This is a genomic window from Micromonospora sp. NPDC049171, assembly GCF_040648275.1.
In the GTDB taxonomy this organism is placed as follows: Bacteria; Actinomycetota; Actinomycetes; order Mycobacteriales; family Micromonosporaceae; genus Micromonospora.
In genome coordinates, this window is sequence record NZ_JBEZDJ010000016.1 from 40883 (window position 1) to 59562 (window position 18680).

Consider the following 18680-nt stretch of genomic DNA (forward strand, 5'->3'; position numbering starts at 1 on the left):
ATCGGCGGCAGCGGAGGAGAAGACGGGTGACCGCGGCGAAAGGTTGAGGTGATTTCGGCTCAACCTTTTTCCGGTCTCGCCCGTCCCTAGCGGTGGTGGCACGGGGGAGGGTTCACGGTGGCGCGGGGTGACGCGGAGTTCGTCGAGTTCGCGAGAGCGGCGTCCGCGCGACTCGTGCATGCCGCGTTCCTGATGACCGGTGACCACCACCAGGCCGAGGACGCCGCGCAGACCGCCCTGGTCCGCACCTACGCGTCCTGGTCGCGGGTCCACGACGACGATGCCTACGGGTACGCCCGCCGCACCCTGGTCAACCACCTGGTCGACGGGTGGCGGCGACCGATGCGGGAGTATCCGACCGACGAGGTGCCGGAACAGCGGCGCGACGACGTGGCCGACGAGGTGGCCACCCGGCGGTGGTTGATCACCATCCTGGGCGCGCTCAGCCCCCGTGAGCGGGCCATCGTCGTGTTGCGCTACTACTTCGACCTTACGGAGGCGCAGGTGGCCCGGGAACTCGCCGTGTCCGTGGGCACGGTCAAGAGCACCAGCTCGCGAGCTTTGGAGAAGCTGCGCACCGCCGCGCCGCGGACGGCCGACAGGGAGGCGCGCCGATGAGCGAGTGGGAACGGCTCCGCGACGCCATGCGGGCGACCGAGCGCCCCGACCCCATGCTCGACCTGACCCTGGTGATGCGCGAGGGGCGTCGGCTGCGTACCCGTCGGCGGGTTGCCGGAGCGGGAGCGGCGACGCTCGCGGCCGGCGTCGCCGCCGTGGTCGTGGTGGGGGTCGTCGCCGGGCCGGGCGATCCGCCCGCCCCCGAACGCCCACCACCGGTCGCCGTCGGGTCGCCGTCGGCCGGTGTCTCGATGGTGCCGGAGGCGATGAAGCCCACGTCACCGCCGACGAAGGTCCGTGACGTGCCGCCCCCGAAGCCCCTGGGTCAGCTGATCGACAGCGGGGTGCGGCACGGCTCCGACCGGCGGGTCTACTACATGATCGGGCTGTCGGTGCCCGGCGAGCCGGGGGTGACCATCGGGTTGGCCGCCGGTCGCCAGGATCCGGACGGCCTGTTGACCACGGACCTCCTGGTCAACGACGTCGAAGGGTCCGACCGCAGCGCCGGGTTCCACGAGATCGGCTACGACGAGAGCCTGTCCGCCGAACCGGTGCCCACCTTCGGCTACTTCGTCGGCCCCGCCGTCCGGATCATCGGCACCGTGGACGGTCGGCAGGTCGATGCCCGGTTGGCCCGGTGGAGTCTCGACAAGCAGGTGGTGATCTTCTGGTTCGAGCCGGCCACGCTGGCCCCGGGGGAGCGGCTCGACGGCATCATCGCCCGCGACGCCGACGGCCGCCGACTCTGACGCGCAGGCCCGACCACGCAGGGTCGGCTCAGGCCGGGTCGTCCAACCGGCGCTCGATGGTCACCGTCGTGCCCTCGGCGGTGGAGACCAGCCGCACGTCGCCGTAGGCGTTCATCAGCAACGCGCCGCGCCCGCGATCCATCGCCGGGCGGCGGTCCCGCCAGGTGCCGAAGTCGCGTACCGAGACCCGGATCAGCCCGCCGCCCACCTGGAGCCGGACCCGCACCTCCGGACGGCTGGGCCGCTGCGCGTGCTCGACCGCGTTGTTCATCGCCTCGGACGCGGCGAGCAGAAGATCCTCCAACACGTCCGGGTCGACATCGAGGTCGTCAAGCGTCAGCCGGACGTCCCGACGCATGGCCGCCGCCGAGGTGGGGGTGGACGGGTAGGTCCACCCGACGTCCAGGAGGTCGCCCAGCCCGCTCGGGTCGGTCGGGGCCTGCGGCAGCACCGGCGCGTCCCGCCCGGCGGTGACCGTCCGGGGCGGCGCGACGGCGTTGCGGGGGTCGGGCCGCGCCGACGCCGCGTCGACAGTCGGTGCGGTGGCGTTGCCCGTCGGGTGGCGGCGGGCCCGCCGGATGCCGGCCCGGACCCGGGCGATCAGCTCCGCCGCGGCGAACGGCTTCACCAGGTAGTCGTCGGCGCCCAGGGTGAGGCCCTCCACGCTGGCCTGACCGCCGGCACGGGCGGAGAGCACCAGCACCGGCAGGGACCGGGTCGCCGGGTCGGCGCGGAGCCGGCGGACCAGGTCGAAGCCGTCCAGCACCGGCATCATCACGTCGGTGAGGACCAGGTCCGGACGGTCGCGGTGGACCTCGTCGAGGGCCTGCCGGCCGTCGGTGACGGCCCGGACCCGCCAACCCTGCCCGCTGAGCAACCGACTGAGGTACGCCCGCATGTCGGCGTTGTCGTCGGCGATGAGGATCCGCGCCCCGGCCAGCTCGTCCACGGCCGGACCGGAGGCGTCGCCGGACCCGGTCGGGTCGCCGCCCGGCTCGGTGAGCCAGCCCATCGCCTCCTGGGCGGTGGCGCGGGCCGCGTCGCCCCGTCCGACCGGCGACGGCTCGCTCACCGCCGTGCGGCGAGCCGCGGACCAGGGCAGCGCCACGGTGAACGTGCTGCCGACACCCACCCGGCTCGCCACCCGCACCTCGCCACCCTCCAGCCGGGCCAACTCGTACGCCAGGGCCAGGCCGATGCCCGTGCCCTCGTGGCTGCGGGAACGGGCACCCCGGACCCGGTGGAAGCGTTCGAAGAGTTTCGGCAGGTCCGGTTCGGCGATGCCGATGCCGGTGTCCGCGACGGTGAGGCGGACCTCCTCGTCGTCGGCGTCCAGGGCGACCCGGATGCGGCCGATGAACGTGTACTTCAGGGCGTTGGACAGCAGGTTCGTGACGATGCGTTCCCAGTTGACCGGGTCGACCGTGACCGGGCGGGGCAGCGGCGGGCAGAGCACTTCGAGAGTCAGCCCGGCCCGCTCGACGGCGGCCCGGAACACGCCGGCCAGCTCGGCGGTGAGCGCCGCCAGGTCGACCACGCGGGCGTCGCTGCGGGCCCGTCCGGCCTCCAGGCTGGAGAAGGTGAGCAGGCTGTTGACCAGGGTCAACAGTCGGGTGGCGTTACGCCAGGAGGTTTCCACCCGCTCCCGCTGCACCGCCGCCAGCGGCGCGGTGGCATCCGCGAGGGCGTCGGTGAGCGGGCCGAGGATGAGGGTCAGCGGGGTACGGAACTCGTGGCTGACGTTGGCGAAGAAGTCGGTCTTCACCCGGTCCAGTTCGGCGAGCGCCTCGACCCGACGCCGCTCCTGCTCGTACTCCTGTGCGTTGCGCAACGCCACGGAGATCTGCTGGGCCAGGAGCTGGTAGAAGGACCGGTACGCCTCGTCGAGCCCCCGGCTGGGGCTGACCCCCGCCAGCAGGACACCGAGCGGCTGATCCTCACCGCCCGAGGGCAGCGGCAGCGCCAACGCCGTGCGGACCGGGTCGCCCCACGGGCCGCCGGGCAGGGGCAGCCGGTCGGCGACGTCGGGCACCGCTGTCGCTCGGCCCTGCGCCGCGTCCGCCAGCCCCCACCCGTCCGCGGCCGGGCCGGGGTCGGTCAGCTCGACGGTGTCCGGCAGTGCCCCCGCGTACCCCTGGTCGCCGCCCGTGCAGGCGACTCGCCGCAGCAGCGTGCCGTCGCGCAGGTAGATGGCGGTGAACGGCACGTCCAGCGGTTGGCTCTCGATCGCGTCGGCCAGCCGGGCGCCGGTGGCGTGCACGTCGACGGTGCGCCCGTCGCCGAGAACGGACAGGTCACGCAGCAGCCGCAGCCGGCGTTCGCCGACCACCTGCTCGGTGACCTCGCTGCACACGGTGAGCACGCCGACGGTGGCCCCGTCGTCGTCGCGGACCGGGGCGTGCGAGACGCTGAAGTACGCCTCCTCGCGGTAGCCGGCCCGCTCCAGCAGCAGCCGCAGGGCGGGGACCCAGCTGGCCACCCCGGTCGCCGTGGCCTGCTCGATGAGCGGGGCGAGGACGTCCCACCCCTCGGCCAGGGTGACCCGCACGTCGTCGCCGAGCGCGGCCGGGTGCTTGTCGCCGATCAGCGCGGAGTACGCGTCGTTGTAGAGCTGGGAGAAGCTCTCTCCCCAGAGCAGCAGCATTGGGTACCGGGACGAGAGCACCATCCGGACCGCGGCGCGCAGGCTCTGCGGCCAGCCGGTCACCGGGCCGAGGGGGGTGCGTGCCCAGTCCAGCTCTGCCATCAACCGGCCGGTGTCACCGCCACCGGTGAACAGGTCGGTGCGGGGTCCCGTCACGCTCGACCCGGCCCCATCGCAAGCCCCCGTTCCGGGCCCCACGACCCCTGCTGGCGTTACCTACCCATCCTGACACCTCTACTCACCTGTGCCGACGCCGGTACCTACCGTCGAAGCGGTGGCGGTTCGAAACGAACGACCGATGCTCGCGACATAGACATCTGTAAGTCTCACGGGTATCTCTCCAACCCCGAGGAGCCCCCATGAGAGGCAGAACGCTGAGCGCGGGTGTCGCGCTCGCCGTGTTCGCCGGAATGACGGTGACGCTGGCCGCCCAGCCGGTGACCGCGTCGCCCACCACCGCGACAGTGGCCCGGCCGATCGCCGCGTCCGCCGCCGCCCTGGCCGCACCGGACATCTCCGTCACCAACGTCCAGGCCCACCTGACCCAGTTCAACGCCATCGCCAGCAGCAACGGCGGCAACCGCCGGGCCGGCTCGGCCGGCTACACCGCCTCGCTCACCTACGTCAAGACCAGGCTCCAGTCGGCCGGCTACACCGTCAGCGAGCAGTACTGCTCCAGCTGCACGTACCCGTCGAACAACCTGATCGCGGAGTGGCCGGGCGGTCCGGCCGACCAGGTCGTCATGTTCGGCGCGCACCTGGACGGCGTCTCGGCCGGTCCGGGCATCAACGACAACGGCACCGGCTCGGCGACCCTGCTGGAGAACGCGCTGGTCCTGGCCGCGCAGAACCCGACGGTGACGAAGCGGGTCCGGTTCGCCTGGTGGACCGACGAGGAGCAGGGGCTCAACGGCTCCCGGTTCTACGTCAACTCGCTCAGCAGCACCCAGCGCGGCTATATCAAGGGCTACTACAACTTCGACATGGTCGGCTCGGTCAACGGCGGCTACTTCATCAACCGGGTCAGCTCGACCACGGCGGCGCCACTGAAGGCGTACTGGGACTCGTTGGGCCTGTCGCCGGAGGAGAACGTCGAGGGTCAGGGCCGCTCCGACGACTACTACTTCCAGCAGGCCGGCATCCCCACCTCGGGCTACGCGGCCGGCGCCAGCGCCCGCAAGAGCAGCTCCCAGGCGGCCAAGTGGGGCGGCACCGCCAACTCGGCGTACGACCCGTGCTACCACCGGGCCTGCGACACCACCGCGAACGTCAGCGCCACCGTGTTGAACCGGGCGGCCGACGGTGTCGCGTACGCGCTGTGGCAGCTCGCCGTCAGCGGGGGCACCCCGAGCTGCACCGGCGGTCAGGTGGTCGGCAACGGCGGCTTCGAGAGCGGCGGCACGCCGTGGACCGCGTCCTCCGGTGTGATCACCAACGCCAGCGGCCAGCCGGCCCGGACCGGGTCGTACAAGGCGTGGCTCAACGGCAATGGCAGCACCGGCACCGAGAGCCTGTACCAGTCGGTGACCCTGCCGGCCGGCTGCGCCAGCTACACGCTGTCGTTCTGGCTGCACATCGACACGGCCGAGACCACCGGGTCCAGGGTGTACGACCGGCTCACCGTGCAGGTGGGGTCGACCACACTGGCCACGTACTCGAATCTCAACGCCGCCGCCGGCTACGTCCAGCGCAGCTTCAACGTGGCCGGGTTCGCCGGGCAGACGGTGACGTTGCGGTTCACCGGCACCGAGGACTCGTCGTTGCAGACCAGCTTCGTCATCGACGACGTGACGTTGCAGGCGAGCTGACGGGCGTCGGGTGGAGGCGGGCGGCGAGTGTCCCCTCCACCCGACATCTAGTCACGCCGGTCGATCTCTGGTAGAAATCCTTCAAGGCCGGCCCCTGATTCGCAAAATTTCACCCCTCATGCGAACGGGAGTGCCATGTCATCCACCCGACCCACCCTGCGCCGCCGCGTGCTCACGCTGCTCGTGGCCACCCTCGCCACGGTCGGCGCCGCGCTGGGCCTGGCCGCCCCGGCCTTCGCCATCAGCCACTCCAGCGCCACCTCACAGCTGCGCGCCGCCGGCATCTCCTGGACCTCCAGCGGCAACTGCAGCGACCGCAACGTGCCCACCTGCACCTCGTTCGACGGGGTGCGGCAGGCCACCATCGACGGCATCATCACCTTCAGGCGGGCCAGCGGCTGCGCGGTCACCGTCACCGCCGGCACCGAGACCGGGCACGCCGGGGGCACGTACAGCCACTGGAACGGCTACAAGCTCGACATCGCGTTGAGCACCTGCATCCAGAACTACATCTCGGCGAACTACACCTACGTCGGCTACATCGCCGGCTTCGGCTACCAGTACCGCGCTCCCTCCGGCAACCTCTACACCAAGGAGGGCAGCCACTGGGACATCCTCTTCTACGGCTGCGGTGGCTGCTGAGCGACGTGCGTCGAGCCGGGTACGCGGGGCGAAGGCCGCCCGCGTACCCGGGGGACGGGCCGCCGCCGCGGGAGTCGGCGGCGGCCCGGTCGCGGCCGTGGTGTGGCAGGTCAGGGGAGTTGCGGGTAGAGCGCGGCGACGCCGCCGGCCAGTCCGGCCTGCACCTGGCGGCTGGTCTCGTCGGTGACGATCTCGTACGCGTCGGCCTCGATGCCGTCCACGCCGAGCCGGGCGATCACCGCCGGGTCGGACTTCGGGGCGTCGATCCCGGCGGTCATGTCGGTGTCCATGTAACCGACGTGCAGGCCGGCGACCCGCACGCCCCGCTCGGCGAGCTGGAGGCGCAGCGCGTTGGTCATCGCCCACTCGGCGGACTTCGCGGCGCCGTACGCCCCGACGTTCGGGAAGTTGACCCAGGACAGCGCGGAGAGCACGTTGAGAATCGTCCCACCGCCGTTGCCCGCGACGATCGGAGCGAACGCCCGAACCATCGACAGGTTGCCGAAGTAGTGGGTCTCCAGCTCCAGCCGGACGAGGTCCAGGTCGCCGTCGAGCAGGTCGGTGCCGGTCTCGATGCCGGCGTTGTTGATCAGGATGTTGACGTCGCCGGCCAGCTTGGCGGCGGCGGCCACCGAGGCGGGGTCGGTGATGTCGAGGCGTACCGGCGTCACGCCGGGCAGGTCGACGGTGTCCGGGTTGCGGGCCCCGGCGTAGACGGTGGCGCCACGGGCGAGGAGTTCGGCGGCCAGGTGCCGGCCGAAGCCGCGGTTGGCGCCGGTGACGAGGGCGGTGCTGCCTGCGATCTTCATGGCGGCGACGCTATCCCACCTGACTTCTGTTTACCAAAGTCAGCTATCTCACCAGGGCGGTCCATCCCGATCGGGAATACGACGGGATGCGGTCACCACGCGGCGGGTGACGACTCGTATCCTTTCCGCGAACCTCCGCACGAGCCGAGATGGGAGACGGTGTGAGCAACCAGGCCGAAACGTTGGAATTCCAGGCCGAGGCGCGTCAGCTCCTCCAGTTGGTGGTCCACTCGATCTATTCGAACAAGGACGTCTTCCTACGGGAGCTCATCTCGAACGCGTCCGACGCCCTGGACAAGCTCCGGCTGGCCACGCTTGTCGACAAGGACCTCGTCGCCGACACCGACGACCTGCACGTCGCCGTCGAGGTCGACCGGGACGCCCGCACCCTGACCGTGCGGGACAACGGCATCGGGATGACCCGCGACGAGGTGGTCGCGCTGATCGGCACCATCGCCAAGTCCGGCACCGCCGAGTTGCTGCGTCAGCTGCGCGAATCCGCCGACGCCCACGCCAAGCAGGATCTGATCGGCCAGTTCGGCGTCGGCTTCTACGCCGCGTTCATGGTCGCCGACCGGGTCACCCTGCTGACCCGCAAGGCCGGCGAGACCGGCGGCACCCGCTGGGAGTCCACCGGCGAGGGCACCTACTCGATCGAGGCCGTCGACGAGGCCCCGCAGGGCACCACGGTGACCCTGCACCTCAAGCCGGTCGACACCGAGGACAACCTGCACGACTACACCGCCGAGTGGACCATCCGCGAGATCGTCAAGCGCTACTCCGACTTCATCGCCTGGCCGATCCGGATGACCGTCGAGCGCCCCGGCGCCGACGGCGAGGCCGCCACCAGCGAGGTGCAGACCCTCAACTCGATGAAGGCGCTGTGGGCGCGGCCCCGCGACGAGGTCGACGCCGCCGAGTACAACGAGTTCTACAAGCACGTCAGCCACGACTGGGCCGACCCGCTCGAGGTCGTGCACATGAAGGGCGAGGGCACCTTCGAGTACGAGGCACTGCTGTTCCTGCCCAGCCACGCCCCACTGGACCTGTTCTCCCCGCAGGGCCGCCGCGGCGTCCAGCTCTACGTCAAGCGCGTGTTCATCATGGACGACTGCGAGGCGCTCGTCCCGACCTACCTGCGCTTCGTCAAGGGCGTGGTCGACGCGCACGACCTGTCGCTGAACATCTCCCGGGAGATCCTCCAGCAGGACCGGCAGATCCAGATCGTCCGCCGCCGCCTGGTCAAGAAGGTCCTCGCCAGCGTCAAGGACCTGAAGGCCAACCACGCCGAGCGCTACCGCACCTTCTGGACCGAGTTCGGCGCGGTGGTCAAGGAAGGGCTGATCGACGACACCGACAACCGGGACACGCTGCTGGACATCCTGTCGGTGGCCTCCACGAACGACCCCGCCGAGCCCACCGACCTGGCCGGCTACGTGTCGCGGATGAAGGACGGCCAGAGCGACATCTGGTACGCCACCGGCGAGTCCCGGGCCGCCATCGAGAACTCCCCGCACCTGGAGGCGTTCCGGGCCAAGGGCCACGAGGTGCTGCTGCTCACCGACCAGGTCGACGAGGTGTGGGTCGAGCGGGTCGGCACGTACGACGGCCGGCCGCTGCGCTCGATCGCCAAGGGCGAGATCGACCTGGACACCGACGAGGAGAAGCAGCAGGCCGAGGCCGAGCGCGAGCAGCAGCGACAGGAGTTCGCCGGGCTGCTCGACTGGCTGGGCACCACCCTGACCGACAGCGTCCGGGAGGTCCGGCTGTCGTCCCGGCTGACCACCTCACCGGCCTGCGTCGTCGGCGACGCCCAGGACCTCACCCCGACCCTGGAGAAGATGTACCGGGCGATGGGGCACGAGATCCCCGCCACCAAGCGGATCCTGGAGATCAACCCGGGTCACCCGCTCGTCTCCGGGCTGCGCAAGGCCCACGAGCAGGGCAGTGACTCCGCCACCCTGACCGAGACCGCCGAGCTGCTCTACGGCCTGGCGGTGCTCGCCGAGGGTGGCGAGCTGACCGACCCGGCCCGCTTCACCCGGACGCTCGCCGACCGCCTGGCCCGCACCCTGTAAGCCGTCCATCAGGTCGCCTCGTCGATCATGGAGTTGTGGTGGGTGACAAAGCGCCAGTCACCGTGCCCAACAGGCACCACAACTTCATGATCGACGAGGCTGGTGCCCTCGCCTGGTAACGTCGGCGACGTCAAGGTCCGCACCCTCCCGGCCAGCGGGAGGCGCAAGATCTCCGCTTTCGTGCTGGGAGTCTTGCCGTGCCTGCAGACAATCGACCGACGAATCCATCGCACGCCCGTCTGCGCCTGTTGACCGCGGTCAACGCCCGCAAGGATGCGGGCAGCAGCCCCACCGGGATCGTCGGGCGGAGCCTGGCTCGGCAACTGCTGGGCGCCGGCGACAGGGTGCGGGTTCTCGCCGAGCCCGGCCAGGCCGACGACTGGCCCGACGGGGTCGAGGTCGTCGAGGGGTCCATCACCCGCCCGCTCGAGTACGACGGCGTCTTCGACGGCGTCCACGGCGTCTTCCTCGCCGGAGCCGTTCCGACGACGGTACGGGATGCCCTGGAGGCCGCCCGGGATGCCGGTGTACGACGCGTCGTCGTGCTGTCCTCGCACGGGCCCGGAGTACGAAGAGAACCATCCGCCGGAGACGTGGTTCTGGTTGGCCATCGAGCGGGCCGCCGAGTGCTCCGGGATGGAGTGGACGCACATCCGCCCGTCGGGGGTGCTGGGGGCGATGATCGAGGGCACCTATCCGGCGACGGGATCGGACTGGCCGGAGATGATCCGGGGCGATGGTGTCGTACGGGAGGCGTTTCTGGGCGGCGGCCACTACCCCTTCATCCACGAGGACGACCTCGCCGCGGTCGCGGCGGCGGCGCTGCGCGTCGACGACCACGTCGGCGCCGTGTTGGAGGCCGTCGGTCTACCGATCAGCAGCCGTTCGCGGGTGGCGAGCATCGCCAGAGCCATCGGCCGCGACATCGCCACCGTCGAGGTGACGCCCGACGAGAGCCGCGCGAAGTGGCGGCGTGGCGGCTGGCCCGACAGTGGCATCGACGTGACGCTGTACGCACTGGAGGAGTACGGGGCGCGGCTCACCGAACTCACCGCCTGGACGCTCGCCCAACGGCCGACCGTGCACGAGATCATTGGCCGCCCACTACGCGGCGTCGACGACTGGGCGGTCGAGAACACCGAAGTGTTCCGCCTTACCGCATCGCATCGCATCGTGGGCTGACTCCGCCGCCGGTCACCGGCCCGGGATCACCAGGCCCGACTCGTAGGCGACCACCACCGCCTGGGCTCGGTCACGCAGGCTCAGCTTGGCGAGCAGGTTGCCGACATGGGTCTTCACGGTGTGCTCGCTCAGGTGGTGGTGCGCGGCGATCTCCGCATTGGACAGACCGGCCGCGATCAGGCGCAGCACGTCCGTCTCGCGGGCGGTCAGTGCGGTCACCGCGGCGGCCAGGGCCGGGTCCGGGTGACCGCGCCGGTGCAGTTCGCCGATCACGCGTGCGGTGACGGCGGGAGCGAGCAACGCGTCGCCGGCGGCGACCACGCGTACCGCGTTCACCAGGTCGGCCCGTGGGGCGTCCTTGAGCAGGAAGCCGCTGGCACCGGCACGCAGGGCCGCGTACAGGTAGTCGTCGGTGTCGAACATGGTCAGGGCCAGGACCCGGCTCGGCGTACTGGCGCACACCTGGCGGGTCGCGGCGACGCCGTCGAGGACGGGCATGCGCATGTCCATCAGGACGACGTCGGGCCGGTGGTCGAGCGCGGCCCGCACGGCGCCCGCGCCGTCGGCGGCCTCGGCGACCACCTCGATATCCGGCTCGGCACCGAGGATCGTCGCGAACCCGGCCCGGAACAGGTCCTGATCGTCGGCGAGCACGACGCGCAGCATCAGGCCACCGCCGGGGCCCGCAGGGGGAGGGTGGCGGTGACGGTGAAGCCGTGGCCGTCCGAGGCGGGGCCGGTGCGCAGGGTCCCGCCGCAGGCCTGGGCCCGCTCGCGCATGCCGACGATCCCGTAACCGGGCAGGTCGGCGCCGCAGCCCCGATCGCCGTGGCCGTCATCGGTGATCGACACGGTCAGGGCCTCGGCCGTGTAGTCCAGCAGGATGCGGACCGACCCGGCCCCAGCATGCCGGACCACATTGGTCAGCGACTCCTGCACGATCCGGTAGGCGGCGACCCCGACGTCCGCGGGCGGTTCCACGAGCGATCCGGCGACATGCCCAGCCGGCGGCTCGGACCGCGAACCGGAGACGGGTTCGGACGCGACGGTGAGCACGGCGTCCAGCCCGGTGGCGCGGACGCGTTCGACCAGAGCGCCGAGGTGGGCCAGCCCCGGCTGGTCGAGGGGGTGATCGGCGGGCTCGCGCAGGCCGCCGACCGCGCGGCGGAGTTGGACGACCGCGTCCCGGCCGGTGGCGGCGATCGTGGCGAAGGTGGCGTCGGCGCGCTCCGGGTGGGGGCGGACCAGGAGCGGACCCGCCTCCGCCTGGACGATCATGACACCGACCGCGTGGGTGAGGATGTCGTGCAGGTCGTGGGCGATACGGGTGCGTTCGCGCAGCACAGCCGCCGCCCGTTCACCGGCGACGCGACGATCGCGTTCGGCGAGGGCGGCGGCCTGGGTGCGGCGGGCGCGGGCGCTGGTGCCCAGGGCGTACGAGAAGACGTAGGCGACCGACAGGTACCGCAGCACCTCCACGTCCGGATGTGGATACAGCAGCGACAGCACCAGACCGGCGGCGGTGAGCACGATGCCCAGCAGGCGGATCGACAGGGCGGACCGCGCCGCGAACGTGTAGAGGCAGACGAGTGGCCCGACCGGCAGCAGCGGAGGCGCGCCGAGCACGGCGGAGACGGTCGTGGCGACGCCCACGACGACGGCGACCGGGACCAGTGCGCGGTCCCGCCACAGCACCGGCACCGACGACGCGACCGCGAGCGGCAGCACCCACCAGGCGCGTGCTCCGCCGGCCAGGGCGGGCAGCACTGTCGCGGCGACGGCGGCCACGGCGACGGCGACGTTGACGTACCGCTTCACGTCGGCAGTATCGTCGCGCCCGGCGCTCCCGCGCCTCCCTCCACGGGACCAGATCGCACCCGCTTCGTACGGCGATCCGCTCGCGCCGCTCCCGCCGCACGATCGACGCATGATGACGATCGTCGCCGCGCTGCTCAGTGGCCTGCTCTGGCTCGGTGGCACCGGGCTGCACCCCGTCGCCGCGCTGACCTGGCTCGCCCCGGTTCCGCTGATCCTCGCCTCGCTGCGGGTACGCCCGCGGACCGCGCTCGGCGCGACGGTCCTCGCCTGGTCGATCGGTCAGCTCGGCCTGGTGGGGTACTACCTCGGCACCCTGCGACTACCGGTGCCCGTGGTGGCCGGCGTGACCCTGCTCGGCCTCGCCCTGGCGGGCGGCACGGTCCTGCTCGCCCGGGAGCTGCTGCTGCGCAGACGTTCCGTGGCCGCCGTCCTCTGTGTGCCGTCCGTGTGGGTGCTGGGCGAGTACGCCGCGTCGCGCCTGCTCCCGAACGGTGCCTGGTGGAGTCTCGCCTACACGCAGGCCGACGTCCGCCCGGTCATCCAGGTGACCGCCCTCACCGGCGTCTGGGGCGTCACCTACCTGCTGCTCGCCGTGCCGATCGCCCTCGCCGCCCTGCTCGGCGGTGCCCGGCCGAGCCGCATCGGTCGCCGCCCCGCACTGGCCTGTCTGCTCGCCCTCCTGCTGGGCGCCGGCGGATGGTCGGCCTGGTCGCTGAGCCGTTCCCCCGATCCGGCCGCGCCGCTGACCGTCGGCCTGGTCGCCCTGCGGCAACCGGAGGACGGGATCCCGATCGACGAACCGGCCGGCCGGGACCTGCTCACCCGTTACGGAGCGCGGGTGGCGGGCCTGGTCGCCCGCGGGGCCCGCGTCGTGGTGCTGCCGGAGAAGGTGTTCGCCGTGACGGATTCGACGCTGCCGCTGCTGGTGGACGCGCTGCACCAGCCCGGGGCCCGGGTCGTCGTCGGCGCGGTGCTCCGACGGGCCGGCACGGCGAGCAACGTCGCACTGGTGCTGGACCCGGACGGGACGAGCACGACGTACGCCAAACAGCATCTGGTCCCGGGCCTGGAGGACTGGATGACGCCGGGGGACGACGACGTGCTCCTGGACGGGCGGTTCGGTGTCGCGATCTGCAAGGACCTCGACTTTCCGGGCCTGGTCCGGGGGTATCGGGCCCGGGGTGCCACGATGCTGCTCGTCCCGGCCCTGGACTTCACCTCCGACGGCTGGCTGCACGGCCGGATGGCCCTGGTCCGGGGTGTGGAGAACGGGCTCACCGTGGTCCGCGCCGCCTGGCTCGGGCGGCTGACGGTCACCGACCCCGGCGGCAGACTGGTGGGGGAGACGACCACCGCCGGTGACGCGGAGCTGCTGGTCCCGGCCGCTCCGACGACCGGGTGGGGCACGGTCTACGCGCGTACCGGAGATTGGTTTCCGCTGTTGTCCGTGGTCCTGTTGGTCGTCGCCGTCGGTGGGGTGCGGCGGCGACGCGCGGCGAGCGAAGCTCAGTCCGCTACCAGCGGTTCCAGTGGGCGAACCCGTCCGCGTCGGCCCGCGGACCGGGCTTGAAGTCGGTGCCCAGGGTGTACGCCACCGGTGTGAGCGCCACCTGCACGACGGTGTCGAAGGGGATGCCGATGCTCAGCGCGAACGCCCGGCCGGTTCACCGACCGAGCGTTCGTGTGATGCGGATCAGCCCCGAGCGTTCGTACCGCCAGAAAGCGCCGTCACGCCGCGGAGGCGGACGCCTTCGGGCCTCGCTGCGACGCGGCCGGGCCGGCGTTCCAGCCCCAGCGGGAAGCCGGCGCGGTGCTGCTCGCCCCGGGCCAGCCCGTGCCACCCTCGTCGCCGTCGACGGTCATCTCGACCGAGTCGGGAGTGCTGCGGGCCAGCCGCAGCGACTGCTCGGCGCCGGTGCGGGCCGCGCACGGCCAGGACTGCCCGGCGCACTGGAGATTGCGGCAGTGACCCTCGTCGTCCGGCTCGTGGGCGCTCAGCACGTCGATCGCCAGCTGCCACAGCAGAGGGTCGGTCACGTCGTGCGGGCGCTCGACGTGGCGGCTCGGTCGGTTGCTGGTGTCGTCGTCGGACATTCTGGGTCCCCCCTTGTCAGGCTGTACCCCACAAGGGTCACCCGTCAGCCGCGGGTTAAACCGCCGACCTGCTGTGATGTGTCTCCGGTCGCAGCTGGCCGGGTGGACGTCGCACGCAGATCGGTCAATCCGGCAGGAGTGGCATCTCCACGCCCGGCTCCCGGCCGAGCAGCACCGCGCGGGTGAGTGCCGCCGATCCGAACCGGTCACGGACCGCGTCCACCGCCGCATCCAACTCCGCACCCGGGTCATTGTGGAACGGCAGCTCCGGCTGCACCGGATTGTCGTCCAGGTTGCCCACCGAGACACCGATCAGTGTCACACCACGGCGATCGATCTCGGGCAGTGCGGCCCGTAACAGCGTGCGCGCGGCAGCCAGCAGCGGCATCGTGTCGGCCGTTGCCTTGCCGACGGTGTGCGAGCGGGTCGCCCGGGTGTAGTCGCCGAACCGTAGCCGCACCATCACCGTGCGTCCGGCCCGCCCGGCCGCCCGCATCCGCCGGCTGACCCGGTCGACCAGACCGGTGAGGATCGCGTCCAACTCCGCCGGGGCATGCGGGGTACGGCTCAGCGCGTGCTGCGCGCCCATCGAACCGCGACGGCGGCCGACCTGCACCGAGCGCGGATCACGGTTGTGGGCCAGAGCGTGCAGGTGCCGCCCGGCCCCCGAGCCGAGCAGCGACACCAGCGCTGCCTCGCCGAGCCGAGCGACCTCCCCGACGGTACGGATCCGATGCTCCCGCAACTTCGCGGAGGTGACCGGGCCGACGCCCCACAGCCGCTCGACCGGCAGCGGGTGCAGGAACGCCAACTCGGCGTCCGGTGCGACCACCAGCAGCCCGTCCGGCTTCGCCACCCCACTGGCCACCTTCGCCAGGAACTTCGTGCGGGCCACGCCCACCGTGATCGGCAGGCCGACCCGGTCCCGAACCTCCCCGCGCAGCCGCTCGGCGATCTCGGCCGGCGACCCGACCAGCCGCCACAGGCCACCCACGTCCAGGAACGCCTCGTCGATGGAGAGCCCCTCGACCAGCGGGGTGGTCTGCCGGAAGATCTCGAAGACCGCGCGGCTCGCCGCCGTGTACGCCGACATCCGCGGCGGCACCACGATCGCGTCCGGGCACAGCCGGCGCGCCTGCTGGCCGCCCATCGCACTGCGGACGCCCCGCGCCTTCGCCTCGTAACTGGCCGCGAGGACCACCCCGCCGCCGACGATCACCGGCCGGCCGCGCAGGCGCGGGTCGTCACGCTGCTCGACCGACGCGTAGAACGCGTCCAGGTCGGCATGCAGGATGTGGGCGCCGGGCGACACGTACACATGTTCGCATGGCGCCCGGCGAGGACTGCGGTGAGCTGGGTGAACGCCGGATCAGTCGAGACAGAACTCGTTGCCCTCGGGGTCGGCCATGATGAGGTGGCCGGCTCCGAGCGGGGGAGCGGGCTCCTGCCGATCGAGCCGGGTGGCACCGTGCGAGACGAGCCGGTCGGCCTCCGCCTCCAGGGCCGCCATCCGGGCGTCACCCTCCAGCCCCGGAGCGGCTCGCACATCGAGGTGGACGCGATTCTTCACCTTCTTGGGCTCCGGCACCTTCTGGAAGAACACCCGAGGCCCCGAGCCGTCCGGGTCGACCACCGCCGACGCGTCGTTGCGGCGCTCCGGCGGCACACCCATCGCCTCCAGCGCCTGGTCCCACGACTCGAAGTCGCCGGGCGGAGCCTGCACCTGGTATCGGAGCGCCTCGGCCCAGAACGTCGCCAGCGCGCCCGGGTCGGCGCAGTCGAACGTGATCTGTATGTCGCGGGCCATGTGAGTTCCCTCTTTCCTGGTCATGATCTGCAGCCTCTCCCGGATAGCGGACAGGGTCGTTCCGCTATCCGTGCAACGATCGGCGCATGACCGTCGAGGCGACGACCGAGCGGGTCCTTCGGTTGCTGGCGTTGTTGCAGCGGCGACCGTCCTGGACGGCCGCCGAGCTCGCCGCCGAGCTGGGGGTCACCAGCCGATGTGTGCGCCGGGACGTGCAGCGTCTGCGGGTGCTCGGCTACCCGGTGTACGCGACGTCGGGCGTCGGCGGCGGCTACCAACTCGGCGCGGGCACCCGGCTGCCACCGCTGCTCCTGGACGACGAGGAGGCGATCGCGACCGCGATCTCCCTGCGCCTCGCGTCGGGAGGCACGGTCGCCGGTGCGGCCGAGGCGGCGCTGCGGGCGCTCGCGAAGCTCGACCAGGTGATGCCGTCCCGGCTGCGCGCCGAGGTACGGGCGGTGCACGGGTCCACGGACACCCTCGTCGGCCCGGTGGCCGAGATCGACGCGGAGGTGCTGGTGACACTCGCCCGGGCCTGTCGGGACGCCGTGCGGGTCCGGTTCACCTACGCCACCCGCGACGGCGGGGAGGGTGAGCGGACGGTCGAGCCGGTCCGGATGGTCACGACCGGTCGGCGCTGGTATCTGATGGCCTGGGACGTCGACCGCGACGACTGGCGCACCTTCCGCCTGGATCGGTTGAGCACGGCGGTGGCGACGACCTGGCGCTTCCGCCGCGAGCACCCGGATCCGGTCGCCTTCGTGCAGCGGTCGGTGACCGCGGCACCGTACCGGTATCTGGCCCGGGCGCGGGTGCACGCCCCGCCCGACCGGGTGCGGTCGTTGGTGCCGCCCGAGGTGGGGCGGGTCGAGGACGACCGCGACGGGTGGTGCGTGCTGGTCGTCGGCGGGGAGAGCCTGGACTGGCTCGCCGCGCACCTCGCACGCCTGGACTACGAGGTGGAGGTGCTGGAGCCTCCGGAGCTGCGCGAGGCCGCCGGCCTGCTCGCCCGCCGCCTCGCGGTGCTGGCCGGCGGGCCCCCGGAGACGGGCGGGTCGTGACGCAGCGCGTAGTGGCGCAGCAACACCGGGCTGCCGTTCGGGGCGGTCCATGGTGCCGTGCTGGTGCCGACGCACCGCCAGCCGCTGCGCTCGTAGAGCGCAGTGGCCGCGGCACCACCGCCGGCCAACTCCAGCACCAGGTCCGTTGCGCGTCTGCTCGCCCACTGCCGGGTCCGGTCCAGCAGCGCGCTGCCCAGCGCCAGCCCACGGGCGGACGGCACCACGAAGAGACGAGCCACCTCAGCCCTCGGCCGGGCCAGCGGTCCGCCCGCCGGGTCGGGCAACCGGTGCACGGCGACATGCCCCACGACGGCTGCGCCGACGTCGACCGCGACCCAGGCGCGCGCCGGGTGCGGTTCACGCAGCCAGCGGTGCGGATCCGCGGGCCAGTTCATCGGGTACCCGTCGACGCGGTGGACCTCGGCGAGCCCCGCGACGCAGGCGTCCAGGTCGGTGGCGCGCCGCCGACGGATCCGGGGTTGGTTCACAGGTCGTCGAACGGGCCGGCGTAGCGGAACTCGCCGCGGATCGACTCCCGCCACGCGGTCAGCGGCCGGGCCTGGAAATACTGCGGCCCCCACGGCTGCGGCGGGCTGACGCCCAGCTCGACAGCGGGCCGGAACCCGAAGCGCGGGTAGTAGTCAGGGTGCCCCAGCAGCACCACCAGCGGTTCGTCCCGCGCGTCGGCCGCGCCGAGCACCGCGTGCATCAACGCGTGGCCGACCCCACGCCGCTGCCAGTCGGGCAGCACGCCGAGCGGGCCCAGACCGAGCGCCACCGGCTCTCCGCCCACCCGGCCGCGCGTGGCCACCACGTGTCCCACCACCTGGCCGTCCGCGACGGTCGCCACCAGCGAGTACGCGGGCAGCCAACCCTCGTCGGCGCGTAGCGCGTCGACCAGCGTCGCCTCGACCGGTACGCCGTTCCCGCCGTCGGACGTAGCGAAAGCGGCGGAGTGCACCGCCCGGACGGCGTCGACGTCGGCGGGCGTCTCACGTCTGATCAGCACCGCGCCACCATAGGCCCACCGCGTCGCCAGCTCCACGCCTTTAACACGTGCGCCGATGTGCCGGCGGGCGTCGCCTGGGGTTGGTACCGGCGGGGCGTCGCCTGGAGGTCGTTCGGCGGGGGTCGCCTAAAGGGTCGTGCCGGCAGCCGTCGCTTGAGGGTTGTGCTGACGGGATTGTGCCGGCGGTCGTCGCCTCGGGGTCGTGCCCGGCAGGCGCGCCCGCCGGGCACGACGAAAGAACGGCTGATGACTGTGAGGCATCAAGATGCCTCACAGTCATCAAGCTCATGGGCCCGAGGCCCGAGGCCCGAGGCACCGGGCTCGCATACCAAGCCAGCCGCGCCGATCCCGCTGGGCCAGAG

General features: G+C 72.2%; 17 protein-coding genes and 1 pseudogene. 9 read left to right on the plus strand and 9 right to left on the minus strand.

Annotated elements, in window-relative coordinates; all coding sequences use genetic code 11:
* Positions 1-117 precede the first annotated feature (117 nt).
* Positions 118-618, plus strand: coding sequence for a SigE family RNA polymerase sigma factor (locus AB0B14_RS20650; RefSeq protein ID WP_357078580.1), 501 nt, complete (start codon positions 118-120; stop codon positions 616-618).
* Positions 615-1367: a hypothetical protein gene (locus AB0B14_RS20655; protein ID WP_357523580.1), complete on the plus strand. Its 753-nt coding sequence runs from the start codon at positions 615-617 to the stop codon at positions 1365-1367. Before AB0B14_RS20650 ends, AB0B14_RS20655 begins: the two co-directional genes overlap by 4 nt.
* 28 nt (positions 1368-1395) lie before the next feature.
* Here AB0B14_RS20655 and AB0B14_RS20660 read toward each other — a convergent pair whose 3' ends face one another.
* Positions 1396-4167 (minus strand): ATP-binding protein, encoded by a 2772-nt coding sequence (locus AB0B14_RS20660; protein ID WP_357523582.1) that lies wholly within the window; start codon positions 4165-4167, stop codon positions 1396-1398.
* 203 nt (positions 4168-4370) lie between these two features.
* Between AB0B14_RS20660 and AB0B14_RS20665 the strand changes: the two genes are divergently transcribed.
* Both AB0B14_RS20665 and AB0B14_RS20670 read left to right on the plus strand, forming a co-directional pair.
* Entirely contained in the window at positions 4371-5819 is a 1449-nt protein-coding gene (locus AB0B14_RS20665) for a M28 family peptidase (protein ID WP_357078571.1), read from the plus strand.
* 135 nt (positions 5820-5954) lie between these two features.
* A complete protein-coding gene (locus AB0B14_RS20670) occupies positions 5955-6461 on the plus strand; it encodes a hypothetical protein (protein ID WP_357078568.1) in 507 nt (168 codons plus the stop codon).
* Between the two features lie 110 nt (positions 6462-6571).
* Here the strand turns inward: AB0B14_RS20670 and AB0B14_RS20675 are convergent, their stop codons facing one another.
* Positions 6572-7270, minus strand: a complete 699-nt coding sequence (locus tag AB0B14_RS20675) for an SDR family oxidoreductase (RefSeq protein WP_357523584.1) — start codon at positions 7268-7270, stop codon at positions 6572-6574.
* A gap of 149 nt (positions 7271-7419) precedes the next feature.
* On the opposite strand from AB0B14_RS20675, the gene htpG reads away from it, so the two are divergent.
* The 3 genes and pseudogenes from htpG (at position 7420) to AB0B14_RS20690 (ending at position 10530) form a co-directional block, all read left to right on the plus strand.
* A complete protein-coding gene (gene htpG, locus AB0B14_RS20680) occupies positions 7420-9348 on the plus strand; it encodes a molecular chaperone HtpG (protein ID WP_357523586.1) in 1929 nt (642 codons plus the stop codon).
* 344 nt (positions 9349-9692) lie between these two features.
* Positions 9693-9860, plus strand: a pseudogene (locus AB0B14_RS20685) (NmrA family transcriptional regulator); the annotation flags it as partial.
* 91 nt (positions 9861-9951) lie between these two features.
* On the plus strand, positions 9952-10530 hold the full coding sequence (locus AB0B14_RS20690; protein WP_357523587.1) for a hypothetical protein: 579 nt from the start codon (positions 9952-9954) through the stop codon (positions 10528-10530).
* A 12-nt stretch (positions 10531-10542) separates the two neighbouring features.
* Here the strand turns inward: AB0B14_RS20690 and AB0B14_RS20695 are convergent, their stop codons facing one another.
* Together AB0B14_RS20695 and AB0B14_RS20700 are read right to left on the minus strand one after the other, a co-directional pair.
* Entirely contained in the window at positions 10543-11196 is a 654-nt protein-coding gene (locus tag AB0B14_RS20695; protein ID WP_357078553.1) for a response regulator transcription factor, read from the minus strand.
* Positions 11196-12347: a sensor histidine kinase gene (locus tag AB0B14_RS20700; protein ID WP_357078550.1), complete on the minus strand. Its 1152-nt coding sequence runs from the start codon at positions 12345-12347 to the stop codon at positions 11196-11198. The genes AB0B14_RS20695 and AB0B14_RS20700 overlap by 1 nt, the downstream gene beginning before the upstream one ends.
* A 109-nt stretch (positions 12348-12456) precedes the next feature.
* On the opposite strand from AB0B14_RS20700, the gene AB0B14_RS20705 reads away from it, so the two are divergent.
* Positions 12457-13917 carry a nitrilase-related carbon-nitrogen hydrolase gene (locus AB0B14_RS20705; RefSeq protein ID WP_357523590.1) on the plus strand — a complete coding sequence of 487 codons (1461 nt, stop codon included), beginning with the start codon at positions 12457-12459 and terminating at the stop codon, positions 13915-13917.
* 158 nt (positions 13918-14075) lie between these two features.
* Here AB0B14_RS20705 and AB0B14_RS20710 read toward each other — a convergent pair whose 3' ends face one another.
* The 3 genes from AB0B14_RS20710 to AB0B14_RS20720 all read right to left on the minus strand — a co-directional run bounded on the left by AB0B14_RS20710 (position 14076) and on the right by AB0B14_RS20720 (position 16248).
* Positions 14076-14441 carry a hypothetical protein gene (locus AB0B14_RS20710; RefSeq protein ID WP_357523592.1) on the minus strand — a complete coding sequence of 122 codons (366 nt, stop codon included), beginning with the start codon at positions 14439-14441 and terminating at the stop codon, positions 14076-14078.
* Positions 14442-14565: 124 nt separating this feature from the next.
* Positions 14566-15753, minus strand: coding sequence for a DNA polymerase IV (gene dinB, locus AB0B14_RS20715; RefSeq protein WP_357078538.1), 1188 nt, complete (start codon positions 15751-15753; stop codon positions 14566-14568).
* A gap of 57 nt (positions 15754-15810) precedes the next feature.
* Positions 15811-16248 (minus strand): VOC family protein, encoded by a 438-nt coding sequence (locus tag AB0B14_RS20720; protein WP_357078535.1) that lies wholly within the window; start codon positions 16246-16248, stop codon positions 15811-15813.
* Positions 16249-16334: 86 nt separating this feature from the next.
* Between AB0B14_RS20720 and AB0B14_RS20725 the strand changes: the two genes are divergently transcribed.
* Entirely contained in the window at positions 16335-17309 is a 975-nt protein-coding gene (locus AB0B14_RS20725; RefSeq protein WP_357078532.1) for a WYL domain-containing protein, read from the plus strand.
* Here AB0B14_RS20725 and AB0B14_RS20730 read toward each other — a convergent pair.
* Both AB0B14_RS20730 and AB0B14_RS20735 read right to left on the minus strand, forming a co-directional pair.
* A complete protein-coding gene (locus AB0B14_RS20730) occupies positions 17201-17797 on the minus strand; it encodes a GNAT family N-acetyltransferase (RefSeq protein WP_357078529.1) in 597 nt (198 codons plus the stop codon). The genes AB0B14_RS20725 and AB0B14_RS20730 overlap by 109 nt on opposite strands.
* Complete coding sequence (locus AB0B14_RS20735) at positions 17794-18318, minus strand: N-acetyltransferase (protein ID WP_357523594.1); 525 nt, start codon at positions 18316-18318, stop codon at positions 17794-17796. Before AB0B14_RS20735 ends, AB0B14_RS20730 begins: the two co-directional genes overlap by 4 nt.
* Positions 18319-18680: the final 362 nt, after the last annotated feature.